This window comes from Acidobacteriota bacterium (assembly GCA_016703965.1).
Classification (GTDB): domain Bacteria; phylum Acidobacteriota; class Blastocatellia; order Pyrinomonadales; family Pyrinomonadaceae; genus OLB17.
Genome location: JADJBB010000021.1, coordinates 1,734,103 through 1,753,970, shown reverse-complemented (window position 1 = coordinate 1,753,970; position 19,868 = coordinate 1,734,103). Strand labels below are relative to the sequence as shown.

The 19,868-nt window shown below is 53.0% G+C and carries 16 protein-coding genes and 1 tRNA gene; 12 read left to right on the top strand and 5 right to left on the bottom strand.

The window, feature by feature from the left end; genetic code table 11:
• Positions 1 to 31: 31 nt before the first annotated feature.
• Positions 32 to 6,733: a tetratricopeptide repeat protein gene (locus tag IPG22_14860; GenBank protein ID MBK6589568.1), complete on the bottom strand. Its 6,702-nt coding sequence runs from the start codon at positions 6,731 to 6,733 to the stop codon at positions 32 to 34.
• 269 nt (positions 6,734 to 7,002) lie between these two features.
• Between IPG22_14860 and IPG22_14855 the strand changes: the two genes are divergently transcribed.
• The 5 genes from IPG22_14855 (at position 7,003) to IPG22_14835 (ending at position 11,094) form a co-directional block, all read left to right on the top strand.
• Positions 7,003 to 7,668 carry a pyridoxamine 5'-phosphate oxidase family protein gene (locus IPG22_14855; protein ID MBK6589567.1) on the top strand — a complete coding sequence of 222 codons (666 nt, stop codon included), beginning with the start codon at positions 7,003 to 7,005 and terminating at the stop codon, positions 7,666 to 7,668.
• A gap of 34 nt (positions 7,669 to 7,702) precedes the next feature.
• Positions 7,703 to 8,482: a transporter gene (locus IPG22_14850; GenBank protein ID MBK6589566.1), complete on the top strand. Its 780-nt coding sequence runs from the start codon at positions 7,703 to 7,705 to the stop codon at positions 8,480 to 8,482.
• A gap of 30 nt (positions 8,483 to 8,512) precedes the next feature.
• Positions 8,513 to 10,369, top strand: coding sequence for a peptidase M14 (locus tag IPG22_14845; GenBank protein MBK6589565.1), 1,857 nt, complete (start codon positions 8,513 to 8,515; stop codon positions 10,367 to 10,369).
• A 64-nt stretch (positions 10,370 to 10,433) separates the two neighbouring features.
• Positions 10,434 to 10,901 carry a hypothetical protein gene (locus IPG22_14840; protein ID MBK6589564.1) on the top strand — a complete coding sequence of 156 codons (468 nt, stop codon included), beginning with the start codon at positions 10,434 to 10,436 and terminating at the stop codon, positions 10,899 to 10,901.
• The gene (locus IPG22_14835) at positions 10,891 to 11,094 is read left to right on the top strand and encodes a hypothetical protein (GenBank protein ID MBK6589563.1); all 204 of its coding nucleotides are present in this window, start codon (positions 10,891 to 10,893) and stop codon (positions 11,092 to 11,094) included. Before IPG22_14840 ends, IPG22_14835 begins: the two co-directional genes overlap by 11 nt.
• Before the next feature lie 240 nt (positions 11,095 to 11,334).
• Here the strand turns inward: IPG22_14835 and IPG22_14830 are convergent.
• The 4 genes from IPG22_14830 to IPG22_14815 all read right to left on the bottom strand — a co-directional run bounded on the left by IPG22_14830 (position 11,335) and on the right by IPG22_14815 (position 14,164).
• Positions 11,335 to 11,411: transfer RNA gene (locus IPG22_14830), tRNA-Ala, on the bottom strand.
• A gap of 45 nt (positions 11,412 to 11,456) precedes the next feature.
• On the bottom strand, positions 11,457 to 11,711 hold the full coding sequence (locus tag IPG22_14825; GenBank protein MBK6589562.1) for a hypothetical protein: 255 nt from the start codon (positions 11,709 to 11,711) through the stop codon (positions 11,457 to 11,459).
• Positions 11,712 to 11,736: 25 nt separating this feature from the next.
• Positions 11,737 to 12,963, bottom strand: coding sequence for a hypothetical protein (locus IPG22_14820; GenBank protein ID MBK6589561.1), 1,227 nt, complete (start codon positions 12,961 to 12,963; stop codon positions 11,737 to 11,739).
• Positions 12,953 to 14,164: an ATP-grasp domain-containing protein gene (locus IPG22_14815; protein MBK6589560.1), complete on the bottom strand. Its 1,212-nt coding sequence runs from the start codon at positions 14,162 to 14,164 to the stop codon at positions 12,953 to 12,955. Before IPG22_14815 ends, IPG22_14820 begins: the two co-directional genes overlap by 11 nt.
• Before the next feature lie 148 nt (positions 14,165 to 14,312).
• On the opposite strand from IPG22_14815, the gene IPG22_14810 reads away from it, so the two are divergent.
• The 7 genes from IPG22_14810 to IPG22_14780 all read left to right on the top strand — a co-directional run bounded on the left by IPG22_14810 (position 14,313) and on the right by IPG22_14780 (position 19,829).
• Positions 14,313 to 15,011: a site-2 protease family protein gene (locus tag IPG22_14810; GenBank protein MBK6589559.1), complete on the top strand. Its 699-nt coding sequence runs from the start codon at positions 14,313 to 14,315 to the stop codon at positions 15,009 to 15,011.
• Between the two features lie 4 nt (positions 15,012 to 15,015).
• Entirely contained in the window at positions 15,016 to 15,990 is a 975-nt protein-coding gene (gene trpS / locus IPG22_14805) for a tryptophan--tRNA ligase (GenBank protein ID MBK6589558.1), read from the top strand.
• 3 nt (positions 15,991 to 15,993) lie between these two features.
• The gene (locus IPG22_14800; protein ID MBK6589557.1) at positions 15,994 to 16,350 is read left to right on the top strand and encodes an arsenate reductase; all 357 of its coding nucleotides are present in this window, start codon (positions 15,994 to 15,996) and stop codon (positions 16,348 to 16,350) included.
• 2 nt (positions 16,351 to 16,352) lie between these two features.
• Complete coding sequence (locus IPG22_14795) at positions 16,353 to 16,844, top strand: DUF3060 domain-containing protein (GenBank protein MBK6589556.1); 492 nt, start codon at positions 16,353 to 16,355, stop codon at positions 16,842 to 16,844.
• A gap of 46 nt (positions 16,845 to 16,890) precedes the next feature.
• Positions 16,891 to 17,286, top strand: a complete 396-nt coding sequence (locus IPG22_14790) for a DUF2237 domain-containing protein (protein ID MBK6589555.1) — start codon at positions 16,891 to 16,893, stop codon at positions 17,284 to 17,286.
• Between the two features lie 90 nt (positions 17,287 to 17,376).
• Positions 17,377 to 18,684 (top strand): amino acid permease, encoded by a 1,308-nt coding sequence (locus tag IPG22_14785; protein MBK6589554.1) that lies wholly within the window; start codon positions 17,377 to 17,379, stop codon positions 18,682 to 18,684.
• A complete protein-coding gene (locus tag IPG22_14780; GenBank protein MBK6589553.1) occupies positions 18,681 to 19,829 on the top strand; it encodes an aminotransferase class I/II-fold pyridoxal phosphate-dependent enzyme in 1,149 nt (382 codons plus the stop codon). Before IPG22_14785 ends, IPG22_14780 begins: the two co-directional genes overlap by 4 nt.
• Positions 19,830 to 19,868 lie beyond the last annotated feature (39 nt).

The following is a 19,868-nucleotide window of genomic DNA, read 5'->3' as shown; positions in this document are numbered from 1 at the left end:
AAAATTACTCTCTCCGTTCCCTGAGGCAGGCTTACGCCCGGCGTTGGCCTTGGCGTAGGTGCAGCACCCGGCGTTGGCGTGAGGTCGAGTTCCCAAGGATATTGCTGCCGCCCCGCCCCCCCCCGCGGGGGGTCCCCCCCCCCTTTTCCCCCCCTCTCCCCCCCCCCCGCCCCCCCCCCCGGCGGGGCCCGGCGGGGGGGGGGGGGGGGCGCCCCCCCCCCGCGGCGCCCCCCCGGTGGTCGGCGGGGGGCCGCGGTCCCCCCCCCCGGGGGGTTTTCCGCCCGGGGGGTTTTTCCTCCTCCGGCCGGGGGGGGGGGGGCCGGGCCCCCCCCCCCCCCCGGCCCGGCCCCTGCGCCCGGGGCCCCCCCCCCCGGTCGGTTGTGGGGCTGGCGCGGCGAACGGCTCCGACAAGACGAAATTCATCTGGAGATAGAGCCTGCCAGCCATCATTCGGTCCCGGTGCGGGACTGCCCAATGGCCATAATCGATAACGAATTCCCTTGAAGCTCGTTGGCGAAAGGAACTGGAACTCGAAATCAACATTATTGCCGCAGCAATATCCCTCAACGTCGCGATTTCTCGCACGCCACGTGATACCATCGCCGAGCAAGGTGGCCGTCCCGGCATTGTAGAAATCACCGCCTCTCGACGGAGGCTCAGGGGTCGTCGTCTGCCATTGCCGCAACCGCAATGTGTTTGCGGTAATGGCTGATATTTCGTAGGTTAGTCCGCTGCTTGGTGTGCGATACAAGCCAGGCCTCGGATCAAAACCTGACGCCGAGTCCTGGAATAGTTTGAACTCCGAAAATGTCGTCTGGAACGTATTGTTGTTGTATTCATTGATCAAAACCAGGCCCGCATTCACCGTTTCAGGCAAATGAGCCGTAACTTCCCCAACTCGCTGCCACGATGCTCCATCAATACTGACATAGCCGGTGAACTGATCGCCTCGCCTTATTAACCGAAGGTAAAGATCATTATTCGAGAACATAATTTGCGCCCGACCCGTCTCCCGCCCGTCCACAAATGCCGAAAAGTTGATATGCTGGCCGGAATTTCCAAAACCGTTAATACCGCGTTCGAATCGAACAACGCTTGTCCGCCCGACGTGTACTGTCAAACCCGAGCCATTGTAGTCAAAGCTCCAAATTCCGCGCAGTCGGGTTTGAAGTGTGAAATCACCTGTAACTTCCTTCGTTAATCGCGGAGCATCAAAATTCGTTGCCGGCCAGAGGTCATTGCCCTTCGGCGCCCGAATAATGATGTTGCCGCCCGAGGTTTCGTATGAAGCATCGGCCCTCGGATCGAACCAGTTCCACCGCTCGCCCGACAGGTCCAATACACCGCTCTCCTTCTTAACACCGCCACCGCCGGCATTCGCCTTCATGATCCCAAGGTTCCTCTTGGCGGTCTCGTTGTTAGGATCTAGAGCGATCGCTTTTTCGTAGTCGGCAATTGCGCCGGGAATATCGCCCAGTCGTTCTTTTGCGATACCCCGGTTGTTGTAAGAAGTGCTGCTCGTAGGATTGAGAGAAATATATCGATCCAGATCCGACAGTGCTCCGCGGTAATCCCCGAGATTGATCCGCGTCAAACCACGATACGAGTATCCGTTCGGATAATTCGGATTTATCTGGAGTGAACGGTCGTAGTCGGCGGCGGCACCGGCGTAGTCCTTTAACGCATCTTTCGCGAGTCCCCGGGTCAGATATGCCCGGTAATCGTTCGGATCGATCTGAATGGCCCGGGTCGCATCATAAAGAGCACCTTGCAGGTCATTATTTCCCCGCTTGATCATGCTGCGTCCGCGATAGGCACTAGCGTTGTTAGGGTCAAGCTTCAGAGCCTGATTACAATCAGCCAGAGCTCCGGCATTATCCTGCAAACTTCGTTTTGCCAGACAGCGGCCGGCATAAGCCGCAGCGGAATTTGGATCTGCCGCGAGAGCTTTGTTGTAGGAATCGATCGCTTCCTTGTATTTTCCGCTGTCATACAGAGTGTCGCCCTGTTTGATCGCGGTTCCGGCTGAGTCACCGGGCTCTGTCTCTGCCGACGCAGGCATCCTCACAGTGCCTTCGGTGTTATCAGCATGATCACTGTATTTGCCGGTTGCTCCGCTTTCGGAAATGACGATCGTATAGCCGACATTCAAGTGGGCACTGCCGGCTTTTATCGCTTCGGTCTCGGTAAGAGCCAGTGTGTTCCCTGAAAAATTGCCGCGGACCCGATTGACCGATTGCAGGCTCGGCCACGTGATCTCTCCAACTACCAGACCTGTCGCCGGATCGTAACTTGTTATCCGCAGCGTGAATGGCCACGTTCGATTCCCTCTCGGCCCCTGCGTTTCGCGGGCTTCGCCGGACATTGGTTCGCCCTGAATAAGCTTCGTCGCAAATTTTGACGCAGTGATTACCACCGGCGTCGGTTTAGGCGTCGGCTTTGGCGTCGGGGTAGGAGTCGCTTTCGGCCTCTGATCCAGATCTGCCTGAGAAACGGAAACATCGAACGAGTTGCTCGCACGCCCAAGCTCGATCCCATTCTTGTCGCGAACGATCACGGTTGCAACGCCGGTTCCAACCTGGCTGCGAGAGAGCCGGATCTGCTGTGAAATGTTATTACTTTCAAAATGCGTGTCCTCATTGACCGTCCATTCATAACGAGCAGCTTCGACGGCCGGTGTGACTTCTGCCCGCATTCCGACAAACTGGTGAACGGCAATTCCCTTCTCCAGCGGCACCAGCCCAACGCCTTCCCTCCATATCTGCGGTTTCGGGCCTTCCGGTCCAAGTACATTTACCTTGACGTCGTATTTATCGGCAGTAAAAGTGGCCGATTTCTCTCCTAGATCGTCGCCCTTGCCTGGAACACGAGCCCTGACAGTTACGGTGATTGGCTCGGCATTCTGTGGAATGAACGTGACCTCGCGCTTATCCTGCGATTCGAACGTCTGTCTGCCGTTCGCGGATATTTGCCAGCGGAAGTCGATATCTTTCAATTCCGCCGGAGTAACCTCGACTCGAGCTTTGATCTCGTTACCGATAAATCCTTTTGCCGGTGCGAAAATCACCTTCAGTTCCGGATTTACGACCTCGACCTCGATTTGATCGGCCTCAGCGAGAGGAACCAGTACCTGGCCCTTTTTCTCAAAGACCGTAACCCAAACTTTCGTCACTCCTGGACGGTTAAAGGTCGCAATGGCACTATTTTTAGGCCCCTCGACCGGATCAAATGTGACCTCGGGATTCGGCTGCCATTGGTAAACAAAATTGCCGCTCGCCGGAGCACCGCTAGATAAGATCTGTGCTGAGAAAGTGACCGGTGTTCCGACCGCGACCTTTCGCGTGTTCGGCTTATCCTGCTTGATGATCGCCTTGTAGTCGGCGACTTCGTATTCGAGATAAGCGGAACCGAGAAAGTACCGGTTTCCCTCGACGCCAACTGACAGAGGGAATTTGCCGGGCTTTGCTGCCTTGACCGTAACCGTCGCAACATCTCGCGAGGTTTCCGGTTTCCCTTCGAAGACACCACCCCAGCTGTATTTGAATGGCGAATCTTCTGCTTTGGCGTTTTCGACCATCACTGTCACACGGGCGGATTCGCCGACCTTTAGCTTTTCGAGCGATGGCGGTGAAAACGTGACTTTCGGCAGGTCCGAACCATCGAGTTTCGGCCCGGTGTAAGGTATTTTTTTGAATTCGCCTTTCTCAACGAGTGCGAGACTGTTCACGATCCCGATCGCCTCTGCCTGAGCAGAGGCGGTATGAGCCTCGAGAAATCCGCGGTCAACGTTCGTCCAGCATCCTGAGCCCCCGGCGTTATAACCGACCTCGACGACATCGCGTCCCTTGATCGCCCAACCGCGGCCGTAAGCTTGCACACCGTCCGCGTTATATCCATATCCAACCCATGCGCCGTTAGAGAACTTGACTGACGAATCGACAAATTGTCCCTTGAAGTCGCCGATCGCGTAGCTTCGGACCTTCAATGTAAATCCCCACCGCTTTGCGTCGGCGACAAGGTCATCGATCTTTTGAGATATCTCGGCAGCCGTTCGAGGAGCAAATGACGGATTGATCTTTCCCCACACCTCGGAATGCACCTGAGCTTCCCACTGGCATTCGCCGGGCGTCTTGGTTTTTGCCTGCTGCCGTGCCAGATCGAAACCCTGCGGGTTGTTTCCACCATCCCAAATGCCGGGAACGCTACCGGCGAAACTCAGTTTCCGCGTATCGATCACCTGATCCTCGGGCGTCGGGGTTGGCGAAGGTTTCGTTTCTTTTTTACCGACGCTTACGGTCTTTGCGGTTTCGGCGACCTTAACTTCGACGCCGTTAACCTTGGAAAACGCCTCGAGGCGTACGTTTTTGGAGCTGTTTTCCGGAAGCGTAAACGAGAACGAATCGCCCGCTCTAGCGCCGCCTGCGGTCAGGTCGGTCCAGGCAAGTCTGAGGTCTTTGAGCTTTTTAAGATCGTCATCAAGGATCGCGGTCAGCGTAATTGTTTTTTCCGGCTCAGGGTTCGGCGAAACGCCGATATCGAGCCCTCCCGATTGCCGGTGAACGATGATATTGAAAGGAACTGATTTCGTTAGCTGTTTATCAAGTTCTGCTTTAGCACTTAGTACGTCATCAGCGATCGTTTTCACATCGATGATCAATTCGTATTCAAACCGGAGCATCTTGACGGTGTCTCCGGTGAATTTGAATTTCCTCGAAGCCTTTTCCGCTGCAAAGATCGGAAGAACCGGCGACCAGGTCTCTTGCTCGGTCAGGTTGAAAGGCTTCCATCGATAAACTTGCGTGGTTTCGACGGCAACCAGTTTGTCCTGACCACCGAGAAGCCGCATCCTTTTTTCAAATTCTGCCAGTCCCTTCCGAATATTTTCGGAACTGCCCACAAATGTAGCCTTTACGTTGACCTCACTTTCCTGATCCGGAACAAGCGTCACTTCTTCCGGATCCGCGTTGGCGATCAGGCTGCTCGCATTAAAATCGCTTTCGACCTTCTTCAGTACGTCGATCGCGTCTGCGATCAGCTCAATGCGGCGGGTTCGCCATCGGCTGACTATCTCGGGGCCGCATTTATCATTAAGGATTCGCTCGATCTCCGGATCGGCTTTGTCGTTTCGAACGGACGCATTTCTGGCGTGTACGGCAACGACCTCGAGTACTTTCGATTCGTCTGTATAAAGCGTCGCGAGTTGCTCGATGCTTCGTTCTGTTCGCTGATTTACATCGAGCGATTCTCGCCCTTTCACCTCATAAATACCCGCGATGAGATCGCGGCATTCCTGTTGGGCGGTGACAATGTTATAGCCGGCCGCGATCGCATCATCCATGATCGCTTTCAAGATCAACGGCACGAATCCGATTACAAATTTCGCCGAGACCATGAAGGTCGCGTCGAGCAGGATATTCTGGATCAAACCTTCAAGATCAGCCTGCGTGGCCTTTTTCAGATAATCCCCGGCCTGCAAGACCACCAAAAAACCAAAAAATCCTTTTAGAGCGAGATCCCAACGAACCTTACCGCCGATCTCAGCGACTCGGCCGCCATAATGCAGGAATGTCTCAATTACACGTGTCCACTTTCCCGACCCGACCTGCAGCATCTCGCGTATTACCTTCAGGATCTGTGGATTTGTTTCGGTTGCCCAACGGATCAATAGTTCTGCCTCTATCTTCGCCCTTCGAAGGCTATTGCCCAGGCCTTCTCTTACGCTTGGTTTTGCAAGCTCCTCGGCAGCTTTTTTGAGATCCATCACAAGGGTCTCTTTACCATTGACGAGCTGCAAAGACTGGCAGCATTCCCGCAAAACGTCATCGAGATAGCTCGCCTCACCAAACCGGCCGAGATCTCGGCCCTTTTTCATCATTTTGCGTAGGCGATCGAGGCTCTTTGCCGCACTTTTGGTGTCGCCGGCCTTGAGAGCATTCTCGACCTTTTCAACGAATTGAAGCGACGTGTTTCCCGAACCTTCGATCGTATAGATCCCGGCATTCTCAAGCCCGGGCAGCAGATCGGCAATTCCTGAGCGGATCAGATTGCCTTCCTTCCAGATCACGCGTCCTGCCTGTGCCTCATACGCATCTCTAAACGCTTTTGCTCCTTTTCCCCACAGCCCTTCAGTGATCGCTCCCCCGAGATTAGGGTTGATTCCTTCCGCGGCCAATTTTTCCAGGGCTTCGGCGGCATCATCGATCCCGTTGAGGATCGACTCCGGCGGATAAAGATTCGTGCTGCTCAGCACCTTAGCAGCCTGCGGGCCGAACCGCTGATTGATCTGGCTCGTGATCTCTCGTCGCAGTTGGTTGTATTTAGCCTTCGCGAGCTCTGGGCTGCCCTCAAAAACCACCCGCATATCAAAATCGGACGTTCCGCCAAGCAGCGGATCGACAAAATTCTTGCCGCTGATCCAGCTTCCGACAAAAACCACTTTTCCCCCGGCCTTATTTACGGTCTGGATCACGCTCATCGCGACCTCGAACCGCGTTCCTGAGAGTCCTTTTAGAAAATTCTTGGTCGCGACATCAAGCCCTTCCTGATACGGCCCGTTGGTGCCTGGAAATAGTTCGGCCGGCTCTTCCGTAACAAGAAGTTCGCCGGCCGCATTTGCTGGATCCTGATTTATTGAACGAGCTGGCTCCGGTGGGATCTTGACTGCGGAAGTAATGACGAGAGAGTAAGCGAGAAGGATCGTGAGTAAACTGCTAATTAGACGTGTGGCTTTCATAAAACCTCCCTCATTCCATGAGGAAATACCGATGATCGGGCGCCAAAAAAAAACTTTGATAGAAATCAAGTGACATAATCATCTATTACGCGCGCAATCGGTGTGCCGTGTATATGGATTTCGCCTGCTCTTCGCAACTGTTGAGAGTAGGACACTTCGAGCTTCGCCGAAGTAGATGGATCGGCTCAGCTAAAATTTCATCACGCTGAGTGAGAGTTTTTTCGCGGCTCCTCGAGAAATTCTTCCTCCTCGCGCTAACATTTAAGACTATGAGCAAGCCGATAGAGAAGACCCAGAGAACCCGAGTAAAACGCATCCCAAAACGCGGAAACTATGAGCGAGACACAATTAACGCGATCCTCGACGAAGCGTTTATCTGCCACGTCGGTTTCGCTGTGGACGGGCAGCCGTATGTTATTCCCACGGGTTACGGCCGCGTTGGCGAGCACCTTTATATCCATGGTTCGGCTGCGAGCCGGATGCTCAGAGATCTGAGCGGCGGCGTGGATGTTTGCGTGACTGTGACGATCCTCGACGGGCTTGTCCTCGCACGGTCGGCGTTTCATCACTCGATGAACTACCGCTCGGTCGTCATCCTCGGAAAGGCAGAGCTCGTTACAAACGATGAAGAGAAAAACAACGCTCTATTCGCGATCTCGGAACACATCATCGCAGATCGCTGGAACGATGTCCGTCCGCCAACAAAGCAGGAACTTAAGGCCACCAGCGTTCTCAGGCTTCCAATAGTAGAAGCTTCGGCAAAGATCCGCACCGGCCCGCCTGTCGATGATGAAGAAGATTACGATCTCGACATCTGGGCCGGCGTTCTGCCAATGTCCCTCGAACCCGGGATCCCGATAGCTGACAATCGAATGCGAACCGATGCCGAAATTCCTGGCTACGTCCAAAACATCAAACGCAAACGCCAAAATTGACGAGCAAGACCCGCTCGTAGGAAAATATCAGGTAATGAAAACAATTCGAATAGCATTCACCCTTCTTTTGGGGGCACTCGTTGTCTGTGCCCAGAAGCCTATCGAGGACAACAGCTTTCTCCTGGAAGAAGCCTATAACCAGGAAAAAGGCGTGATCCAATACATCCAAACCTTTCACCGCGAACGCGGCGGCAATTTCGCCTACAGCTTCACCAACGAAATGCCGATCAAGAAGCAGCAGCATCAGTTCAGCTATACGATCAACGTAAATCGGAACGACGGCACGACCAGATTTGGCGATACTTACGTCAATTATCGCTATCAGATGGCCGGGCTCAAGGAAGAGGACAAGGTCGCTGTCGCACCGCGTTTTTCGCTAATCCTGCCGACCGGCAGCTATCGCCGCGAAACCGGCAGCGGGGCGTTAGGATTTCAATTCAATCTTCCGGTTTCAGTCACCCATTCAAAGAAATTCGTCACTCACTGGAACGCCGGAACGACTTTCATCCCGAAAGCCCGAAGCGTTACCGGTGAAAAAGCGAACACCAAGGGTTTCAACCTTGGCCAGAGTACGGTTTTTCTCGCCAAAACGAACTTCAACGTCCTCGTCGAAACGGTTTGGAATTACAACGAAAAGGTCATCGGCCGTAACCGCACCGAATCCGAATACAGCCTGCTCATCAATCCCGCCATCCGCTGGGCGTGGAATATGAAGAGCGGCCTGCAGATCGTGCCCGGGATCGGCGTTCCACTCGGCGTCGGCCCCAGTCGTGGCGAACGCGGTATTTTTCTGTATTTGAGCTTGGAGAAATAACTTTAACCGATTCGACTGTATAATCGAGCCATGTTTGAACGTGCGGTTTCTCATGGCTCTTTTTTTGCTCTTAGACTTGTCGTCCTCGTCCTCTCGCTTTGTGCAGCCTCATCGATGATGGCTCAAAGCGACCACGGAAATATCCCGCCCGAGTGGCAAACCAAGGCGGAATCGACTGATTACAAACAAACTTGGCGATACGACGAAACGATAGCGTTCGCCAAGCGGCTCGATAAAGCATCGAACCTGATCACCTATCAGTCCCTCGGCAAGAGCGGTGAAGGCCGCGATATTCCGCTTCTGATCGCGGCGAGAGACAACGCATTTTCACCGAAATGGGCGAAGAGAACGCGCCGCCCGATCATCTTTATCCAGGCAGGTATCCACGCCGGCGAGATCGACGGAAAGGACGCGGGCCTCGCTTTGCTTCGCGATATCGCTATCACCAAAACACGCATCGATCTGCTCAAGGACGCGATCATTCTCTTTATCCCCATCTACAACGTCGATGGCCACGAGAATTTCAATGCCTTTCTCCGGATAAATCAGAACGGCCCCGAGGAAATGGGCTTTCGGGCGAACGCCACCAATCTTAACCTCAACCGCGATTACATGAAGGCCGACGCCCCCGAAACACGTGCGTGGCTCAAGCTCTGGAACCAATGGAAGCCCGATCTTTTCATCGATTGCCACGTCACCGACGGCGCCGAATTCCAATACAACCTGACCTACGAATACGCTCATTTTCAGGAATCGTCGCCGTCGATAAAGGCCTGGATGGACGAGCATTTTGACGGGAACGTAGTACCGAAGGTCGAGAAAGAAGGCAATCTGATGACGCACTACGTCGAGTTCGCCGGCCGCGAAGTGACCAGCGGTGTCGCGACATTCATCGCCACGCCGCGATACGCGACAGGTTACACGCCGCTCAGAAACCGTGCCGGATTATTGATCGAAACGCACGTTTATAAGCCTTATAGATCGCGTGTCCGCGGCACTTACGACATCTTGCGATACACCGTCGAGGAAGCCGGGAAAGCGAGATCGAGCCTTTTCATCGCCAACGTCACCGCCGACACACAAACCGTCGAACGCGGCAAAACATATGACGACAAACGCCAGTTCCCGCTCAAGCTAGGTGTTACGGACAAGGCAACGCAGATCAATTTCAAGGGCACCGAATACAAACTCGAAGACAGCACGATCTCCAACACCAAACGCATCGTCTACGGCACCGCCCCGCTCAATATCACGATCCCAAAATTTGACGAGGGCAAAGTAACTGCCTCGGCCGCTCCGCCGCTCGCCTACATCATTCCGCCGCAATACAAGGACGTAATCGACGTCATCACCGCTCACGGGCTCAAATTTGACCGCCTGAAGAAGGCGCTGGTGCTAGAGGTCGAAAGCTATAAGCTGACCGAGCCAAAATGGTCGCCAACTTCATTCGAAAACCGCGTCACGCTGGCCGCAAAACAAACTCCGTACAAAGAAACGCGAACATACCTCGCCGGCTCGATCATTGTTCCGCTCGACCAGGAAGCCGCCGCGGTAGCGATCCATCTTCTCGAGCCGGGCGGGCCAGATTCGTTCGTCTCTTGGGGCTTTTTTAATGCTATCTTCGAACAAAAAGAATACGGCGAAGCCTACATCCTCGAAAAACTAGCCCGCGAAATGCTCGAAAAAGATCCAAAACTCCAGGAAGAATTCGACCGCAATTTGTTGGAACCCTCATTTGCAAGAAGCTCGCAAGCAAGGCTCAGGTTCTTTTACGAACGGTCGCCGTATTTCCTAGATCAAAAGGTCGGGATCTATCCGGTCGGGAGGATATTGAAAGATGTTCCTGTCGATGAACCGGAACCGAAAGCTGTTAAGAAGAAACGCTAGTAGTTGAGCACGCCTTGGTTAGCTTGTCGTTCGATAGTAAGAGATCTTAAGATATTAGCCACACATGGCGTCACTGCTCGAAGAATTTATTGGTATCGTCAACGCTCTAAATGAGCAGAAAATCGACTATGCCGTCTGCGGCGGTTGGGCAATGGCTATTCACGGCTTCCTGCGTGCCACCACGGATATCGATATCTTGATACTCGCTGAGGATCTTGAAAGAGTAAAAACCACAGCGATCGAACTTGGATTCGATATCGAAGGATTGCCGCTCAATTTCGACGGTGGGAAAACACTAATAAGGCGTATTTCCAAGATTGATGCCGAAACCAAAACGCTCATTACTCTCGACATGATCCTTGCGACAGAGGTATACGAAAAGGCCTGGACCGGCCGGAGGCTCGTGAAGTGGAATAATGGCGAATATCGGGTAGTTGACACTGAAGGTATGATAGAGATGAAGGAACGCGCAAGGCGGCCGAAAGACCTGATAGATCTCGAATTTTTGCGAGGACGAGGGAATGAAAGTTGATATGTCAGAAGAAGCGGTGACGCGGCGAATGATCGAGTTGAATCAGCTATGGGAATTGGCCGTAGCGCTAAGATCCTCAGACCTCGGAAATTCTGAACTCGTCGAAAAACTAAACGAGAATAACGCGGGTGTCACCGCCCGAATTGTTCAAACTCAAAACTCCCCAAAACCATTCGACCTATCTGCCAAATAGCTCTACCAATCAAGCCGTTTTCGCCTTACAAAACGGCGGATACACTCGACCAATCTACCCGTCTTGCGACCTTTCGTCCCGTAAACAGTGGGTTTTCTTTAAATGTGAATCGATTCACACTTTTAGAACACAAATTTCGTACGCAACTAGACGGCAAAAATTGGGGGCGCTACAAAATGCACTTTTTCGGGCGCAAAAAAAGGCCGTCCGTTCCCCGGCAGCCTCTTTTTTGAATGTTTTTGGTGGAGACGAGGAGGATCGAACTCCCGACCTCTGCATTGCGAACGCAGCGCTCTGCCAAACTGAGCTACATCCCCACGTTTTCAAATAAAAAATAAAAGGAAATCAGAAAAAGTGCAAGCCTACTGAACGCCCGCGGGCAATAGTGAGCCTCTCGGGTCTGATGCGTAAGCGTGGCCGTCTTCGATCTTGCCGATAAGGCCGTGAAAGCTGATCTCTCCCTCTCCGTTAACGACAACCACGACGTCACCGGGGCTGACCGTTTTTTCGTCAACAGCGAATTTAATGACGGTCGCGTTCCCGTTTTCCGAAGCGGCGGCTTCGTATTCAAAAGTGTCGGCATTAAAACTGAGTGTCTGGCAAAAGGCTACTTCCATAACATAAATTATGGCACAAAAACGGCTACGTGTCAGTCGAACGCACCAGGTCAACGCTAATAGCGTCGTGATCAGAGAGCGGCCGGTCTTCAGCATCGATCAGACCACCGATCGTCCGGGGCTTTGTCCCCGGAGCAATGCACATACCCTTTCCCGTAAACCAATCAAGCCGGCCGTGGACCACGCCGCCGACTCGCCCGGCAGCCCAGAAGATGAACGGGAAACACCACTCAGGAACCCAGTCGCGCAGGTTAGTGTTCTTTTCGATGCTGCCGACATAATAATGCAGCGTCCCCACGCCGATCTCATTTAAAGATCGATAATCGTAGCCGCGGCGTTCCAGGTCTTTGAACAAATTGCGTTCAAAATATCGTTCCGGGTTAGGAAGGTGGTTCTTCGCGACATTCCGTGGCCCCATGAGAACTCGCCGCCAATAGCCCATGATCGCCCGCGTCGAGCTTTGGGAATTAAAAGTTGTGGTGTTCCAGTCACCGCCGATGATCGTCGGCAGCGGCGAAAGGGTTTCGATATGATCGAGAATAAGCTTGATCTGCATTCGCCGATGAGCCCGCGAACAGTGAGCATCGAGATGCACGGTAACCGCTCGAAAATCGCCAGCCGGATGCTCGATATCCGCAACCAAAGCCCGAAGGTAGCCGATCCGCTTCTCCTTGCCCCACATCTTGTCCTTACCGTTCGGCAGCGGAACGGCATGAACATTCTTCATCGGAAATCGCGAGAGCATCGCCAGGCCGTGGATCGAAACGGTATTCTCACCAGCCATATCCGATTCGACACCGCTGCCCTTTTGCAAAGGAATATACACCGGTGCGAAGGCGTAATTTAACCCAAGTTCCCGTGCGATCTCCTGAGCAACGAACCGGTTCCCGCTCCGTGCCATTCCGTAATCAAGCTCTGTAAGAAGAAGCAGATCTTTGTCTTTCAATCCTTCGTGGTTCTTTAGAGCTTCAACGATACCGTCAAATCGGATCCCGCGCTCGATGTTCCAGGCAAGGGCCCGGATCGGGTCCTTAAGTTTCGAGGCATCGGCTTTTTCTGCCAGATGTTCGACAACGACCGCGTTCATTATCCGTTCAACGTCAGGCCGGATCTGCTGATAAAGCTCCGACGCCGCCATTTCGGCGGTCGACTCAAACTTCAGAAGCTCAGGAAAATGCTTATTTAGATCGTGCTCGAGAATACTCGGTGGTCCGCTGTAGCTGTCGGCGGGCGACGGCAGCTTAATCATCATGCCGCTCCTTGACCGGAGCGATCGTAAGGAAATCATCGGTTATCCGCTGCGAATAGACACTCAGTAATTCGTCGATCCGTTCCTGTTTTTTCGACTGGAAAATGAAGCCGACATGACGAGGCTTCTTGATCGTGTAGACGATCTCGTCGTCCACATAGGCTGAGGTGTCAGGCTCTTCAGAATTGGCGAGAGCGAGAGTTATGCCGGCAAATTCCTTTCGCAATTTTGGCAGCTTGTACGGGTTTTCGTCCGTCGCGATCTCGAGTTTTGCCCATTCGCGCCAGAGATTGAAGTTGCAGGCGTATTCGAGAACGTTGGCAATATAAGCCCCGCCAACACGGCATGCGACCTCGAGAAGATAGAATTCGCCGGTTTTCTCGCACTGAAGAAATTCCGCATGAGCTACGCCGCGGTCGTATTCGAACGCCATCAGCAAAGCCCGGTTCATTACCTCAAGCTGTTTCCTTTCCTTCGACCGGTATGGAACGATCGACGACGTAAACACGCCGCCGTGATGCGAAACCTTGAATGGTGTCGTCCCGTATTGACTGACGCCGCAGGCTACGACCTTGCCGTCGGCAACAACGGAATCTACGTGAAAGACCTTGCCCTCAATAAAGCGTTCGATCAGGAATTGCGACGGATGATCGCGCCAGTTGTTGCGGTTATCGAGATCCGTTAAAACTCCCCATGCCTCATCGGCGGTCTCGCACTTACGTATTCCGAAGGCCGAAACCTCATTGCGAGGCTTAACGATCCAGGGAGCCGGAACCGTTGTTAGAAAATTGTGGATCTGCTCAGCATTGAACGCTCCAACAAACTCCGGGCACGGTATTCCCGCGTTATGTGCGATGGAGCGCATCGTCAATTTGTCGCGAAAACGCAATGCGTAAGAGCGGCTTATTCCCGGCAGGTTAAGGTGCTCTCGGGTCATTGCCGCGGTCAGAACATCAAACTCATCGAGCCCGACCACCTTATGGATCGGCCGCGAACCGGCGAGATTCGTGACCGCCCGCACGTAATCCATGACCCCGGCATCATCATCCACCGTTTTTGCGTCATTGATCGCCGTCCACGGCCACGCGCTGTCGAGCAGCTTTTTACGCGTAACAAGCGTAACGTGCCATCCCGCAGTATGACATTCCTCAACAAATTCCGACCCCTTGAAATCGCTCGCGATGATCGCAATATGTTTTTGCATAAACTGATACTCTTATGACTTATCGCAGCCGTCTGTTTTCCTGATAACGATTTTATTTTGAACTAAAAGGATGGCACAATTTAGTGGTTAAGACAATTAAAAACTACTCACTGCGAGTACCGAAAGGCAGTATCTTCGGAAAGAAATTATGGGCGATATCGATCTGGTCAATTTACTCAGCCACCTGATCATCTATATGGTGGTCCTGCTCCTGGCAATCTCTGCCCACGAGGCGGGACACGCATGGATGTCGTACAAGTACGGCGATGACACGGCCTACATGCTTGGGCGTGTCAGCCTTAACCCGGTTGTCCACACTGACCCGGTCGGAACGCTCCTGATCCCTATACTCAGCTTTATTTTGGGTGCCCTCGGCGGTGCATTAGCGAGTGTTCCGCTGCTCGGTTGGGGAAAACCAACTCCGGTAAATCCACGGAAATGGGCGAAGTTCAAGCAGGCAAACGTGATGGTTTCGATCGCCGGGATCGGCGCAAATTTGATAATTGCGCTCACGAGTTTCATCGTCTTTAAATCGCTCCTTGAATTTGGGGTCATCAACGCCGGCAATGTTGGTTCCGGTGTGCTAAAGCCGGTTCTGATCCTTTTTCAGTACCTTATAATGCTGAATATTTCGCTTGCGATATTTAACCTTCTCCCATTTCCGCCCCTCGACGGCAGCAAAGTACTCTCAACATTTTTGCCCGAGAGCTTTCAGCCTGTGTTCCAAATGCTCGAACAATACGGCTTTTTGATCTTGATGCTGCTTATTTATATGGGAGTGATCGGCCTCATAATGCGTCCGGTCTTCACCTTTGTGAATTATCTTTTGGTGACTCCCTGGTTCTAGTTTTATGAAGAAACGAATTTTCAGCGGAGCTCAGCCGACAGGCGAGCTGCATATCGGCAACTATCTTGGCGCTCTGAAAAATTGGGTAGCGTTGCAGGATGAGTACGAGAGCCTCTACTGCATCGTCAACCTCCACGCGATCACGTTGCCGCAGGACCCAAAGCTCTTGCGTAAGAAAACACTCGACCTCGCCCGCATCTATCTCGCGGCAGGCGTAGACGCGGAAAAAGCTACGGTCTTCATCCAGTCAGACGTGGCTGCTCACGCTGAGCTTACGTGGATTTTGTCTTGCATTTCACGAATGGGTGAGCTGGAGCGCATGACGCAATTCAAGGACAAAGGCAAAGGAAATTCCGGTGCGGGTGTCGGTCTTTTCACCTATCCGGTCTTGATGGCATCCGACATCCTACTCTATCAAACGGACCTCGTCCCGGTCGGACAGGACCAGAAACAGCATCTCGAACTGACCCGTGATCTGGCAGAACGGTTTAACCGCGATTTTGGCGAGACTTTCAAAATTCCCGAGCCGTTCATTCCGCCGGTCGGCGCAAATATCGCGTCCCTTCAGGACCCGGGGAAAAAAATGTCCAAATCGGACGAGAACCTCAACGGTTCGATCTTTCTTCTCGATGACGCCGATGTGATCACCAAGAAGATCAAACGCGCCGTCACCGACTCCGGAACCGAGATCAATTTCGACCCCGAACGCCCGGCGATCAGGAATCTGCTCACGATCTACCAGCTCCTAACCGGCAAAACCGCCGAGGAATGCGTCGCACATTTTGAAGGCAAAGGATACGGCCAGTTCAAGGGCGAACTCGCCGAGGTAACGGTAGAATTCCTCAGGCCGTTTCAGGAACGGATAAGGAATTTTGACGATGCGGCTCTTGGTTCGATACTTAAGGCCGGTGCTGAAAAGGCAAATGACATAGCAACTGCCACACTGCGGGATGTATATCAGAAAGTGGGTTTGAGGTGATCAATGGCAACCAAAATAACAGTTTACGAAAAACCAACCTGCACCACCTGCCGAAAGCTGAACAAGCTGTTTGCCGAACACGGCATTGACTGGACCAAGGTCAACTATTTCATCGAACCGTTCGACGAACAAAAGCTGACCGCATTGCTCAAGAAAGCCGGCATGAAACCGTTCGACGTCCTTCGCCGAGCGGAACCTGATTTCAAGCTGGCTGAGATCGACAAAGATTCGAGCGACGCGGAAGTGATCGCGGCGATGGTGAGATATCCTTCCATTATCCAACGGCCGATCGTGGAGGTTGGCGACAAGGCGGTTTTGGCTAGGCCCATCGAGAAGGCTTTGGAGTTGATCGGCAAATGATAATGAGAAATTTCATAACGATCTGTGTTTTGGCCGCGGTTGTCGGGATCTTGACGTCGTGCGATGTTCGGAGCGGTACGGCTAAGGAAGAGATGGAGAAATTCAGCGGTTCGCCGACGCCGACGTTTGCTCCGCCTTCGCCTGAAATCACGCCCGATCCTGCGGATTCAATCGCGGTCGATGTTTCGATGGAGGGCAGCACGATCACGGTCCTGGGCTACAAAGAGAAAAAGTCCGCCATCTGTTCAAAATTCGACCGCGTAATGATCAACGGCGATGATAATGTCCTCAATATCAAAGGCGGCTGCAGCCAGATCGTTGCGAACGGCGATCGTAATCAGATAACTGCGGAAGCGTCTCTGGCTTTCGTTCTGAACGGCAGCGACAACTCGGTCAAATACTCAAAATACGTGAACGGCCGCCGTCCGACGATTACCGAACCGGTCGGCGGAAATACGATCGAAAAGATCCCGGCACCAACGGCCAAGAAATAAGACTGGAGGGTGAGCATCCTGCTCGCCCTTTGCTAATATTCGAACAATGAGCTATACCAACGGAAACGGCAACGGCCACGCACCTAAACCAAAGAACGTCCTTGGCACCGAACTTCAGAGTTGCTGCACCGACCCGATGACGGGATTTTACCGCGACGGGTATTGCCGCACCGGCGCTGACGACACGGGCCGTCATACGGTCTGTATCGAGGCGACAGATGAGTTTTTAGCATTCTCAAAAGCGGTAGGGAACGACCTGTCCACGCCAATGCCGCAGTACGCGTTTCCGGGCCTAAAAGCAGGCGATAAATGGTGCCTATGTATGCTCCGCTGGCGCGAAGCTCTCGAAGCCGGAATGGCACCTCGTGTGTATTTGGAAGCAACGCACGCTCAAGCGTTGACCGTCGTGAGCCTCGAGGATCTGAAGCGGCACGCGGCGTAAGTTTGGCAAAAGCCGGCGCGTAAGCAAGGGCCAAAACTCCAATTTGAGCGATTCGCCCTTGCTCACGCGCGGGCTTCTGCACCTCTGACAATGGAAGAACTCAACAAAAAAGAGATCGGCCTGTACGGCCTGACGATGATCGCGATCGGGTCGAGTATTGGTTCCGGTATCTTCCGTACACCTTCCGAGATCGCGGGTTATCTTCCGGCTGAAGGCTTAATGCTCATGGTCTGGGCTCTCGGAGGCATAATCGCTCTGTGCGGGGCACTGACCTTTGCCAAGATCTCGGGCCAATTCCCGCAGGTCGGCGGCTTTTATGTGTTTCTGAAAGAGGCTTACGGCAAGCTGCCCGCGTTCCTCTTCGGCTGGTCGATGCTGCTGGTTATCAATACCGGCTCGCTCGCGGCTCTCAGTCTCGTCTTTACGTCATATCTAAGTTCGTTCATTCCGCTGTCCGACAACGCTCAGCTGATCATCGCAGTCCTGACAATAGTTGTGCTGACCGTGATGAACGTTTTTGGCGTAAAATTTGGCAATTTATTTGCAAGTATATTTACATCCGCGAAGCTCCTCGGAATTCTGTTCGTTGTCTTTCTCGGCCTGTTTTTCGGAACGAATCAGCACGTAAGTTACCTGAACACGAGCTACGCCCCCGTAGCCAATAACCTCTCTCTGATATCGGCATTCGGCCTCGCTCTGATCGGCGTTACCTTCTCATTCGGCGGTTACCAGCACGCGACATTCGTCGCCGCGGAAGTCAAAAACGCCGCAAAGATCGTTCCGAAAGCGTTGGTGATCGGCATTCTGATCGTTTGCCTCGCGTATCTGACGATAAACGTCGCTTACCTCAGATTTCTTCCGATCGAACAGATCGCCGCGTCGAAAAGCGTCGCTTCGGATGCGATCAACACGATCTGGGGCCTCGGCGGCAAATTCGTCTCTTTCCTGATCATCGTCTCGGTCGTCGGAACGATAGGTATTTACATTTTGACGGCTCCGCGAATATATTTCGCCATGGCGGACGACAAGCTATTCTTTAAGAAATTCGCCGAGATCCACACCAAATATGGCACGCCGGTCTGGGCTATCGTGTTTCAATCCGCATGGACGATCGTCCTGCTGATTTTCTGGAAAACATTCTCAAACCTGATCACTTTTGTCGTATTCGTCGACGAAATTTTCTTCTTCCTGACGGCACTCAGCTTTTTCTTTCTGATCAAATCTCAGAACGTGCTCGGCAGCTTTCTGGCTCTGGTTTTCCTGGCGATGACGGGCTTTATCATCTTCAACACGCTTTACGAAAAACCGATGGAGGCCATTGCCGGTCTGATATTCCTCGCTTTGGGATGCATTTTCTTCCTGATATTTCGTAAGACCCAAACCGACTTAGCAGCATGAACGAATCATTCATCATCAACCAGCTAGCCGAGGACCGCGAGAATTATTTCCATGCAGTCGCTCCGCCGATCATTCAGACGAGCAATTTTGCGTACCCAACAGTCGATGAGTTCGTCCACGCGATCACGAACGAAAAGAACGAGCACATCTACACTCGCGGTAATAATCCAACCGTAAACATGCTCGCCAAGAAAATGGCGGCTCTCGAGGGTGCCGAAGATTGCCTGATGGTCGGCAGCGGTGCCGCGGCGATCACAAACGCCGTGATGTCGCAGGTAAATGCGGGTGACCAAATTATCTCGGTACGAAACCCCTACACTTGGGCCGCCCACCTAATGACAAAGATCCTGCCGCGATTTAGGGTCGAGACGACGTTTGTCGACGGTACCGACATCCAGAATTTCGAGAACGCCTGCACCGAGAACACAAAACTCATCTACCTCGAATCGCCGAATTCGTGGACCTTCGACCTTCAGGATCTCGCGGCGATCGCCAGCTTTGCAAAACAAAAAGGCATCACGACCGTCATCGACAACAGCTACTGCACCGCTCTCTGTCAACGGCCGATCGATCTGGGAATCGACCTCGTCATCTACTCCGCGACCAAATATTACAACGGCCACAGCGACGTCGTTGCCGGAGCGATCTGCGGTTCTGAGGAGAAAATAACGCAGATCTTCCACAACGAATTCATGACCTTCGGCAATATCCTCGCCCCGCAAAACGCATGGCTGATGCTCCGCAGCCTGCGAACGCTGCCGATCAGGTTAAAGCAGTCGTCCGAAAGCACTCTGAAGATCCTGGAATACCTGCGCAATTCCGAAAAAGTTGAACGGATCTGGTATCCGTTCAACGAAGACAGCCCGCAATACGAACTAGCAAAAAGGCAGATGAAAATGCCGATGGGAATGTTCGCGATCGCGTTAAAAACAAGAGATGTCGCCGCCATTAAACGTTTCTGCGAATCGCTCCAATACTTCCTCATCGCCGTCTCCTGGGGCGGCCACGAATCACTGATAATGCCAAAATGCGCATTTGTCCCAGCCGACGATCCGCAGGTCAGTATGATCAGGTTTTATATCGGGTTGGAAGAGGCGGATGTGTTGATCGACGACCTTTCACAAGCTATAGGCCAATTGTTTTAGCCGGAGCTTTTCACTAACGACGCCTGAGAAAACATTGAC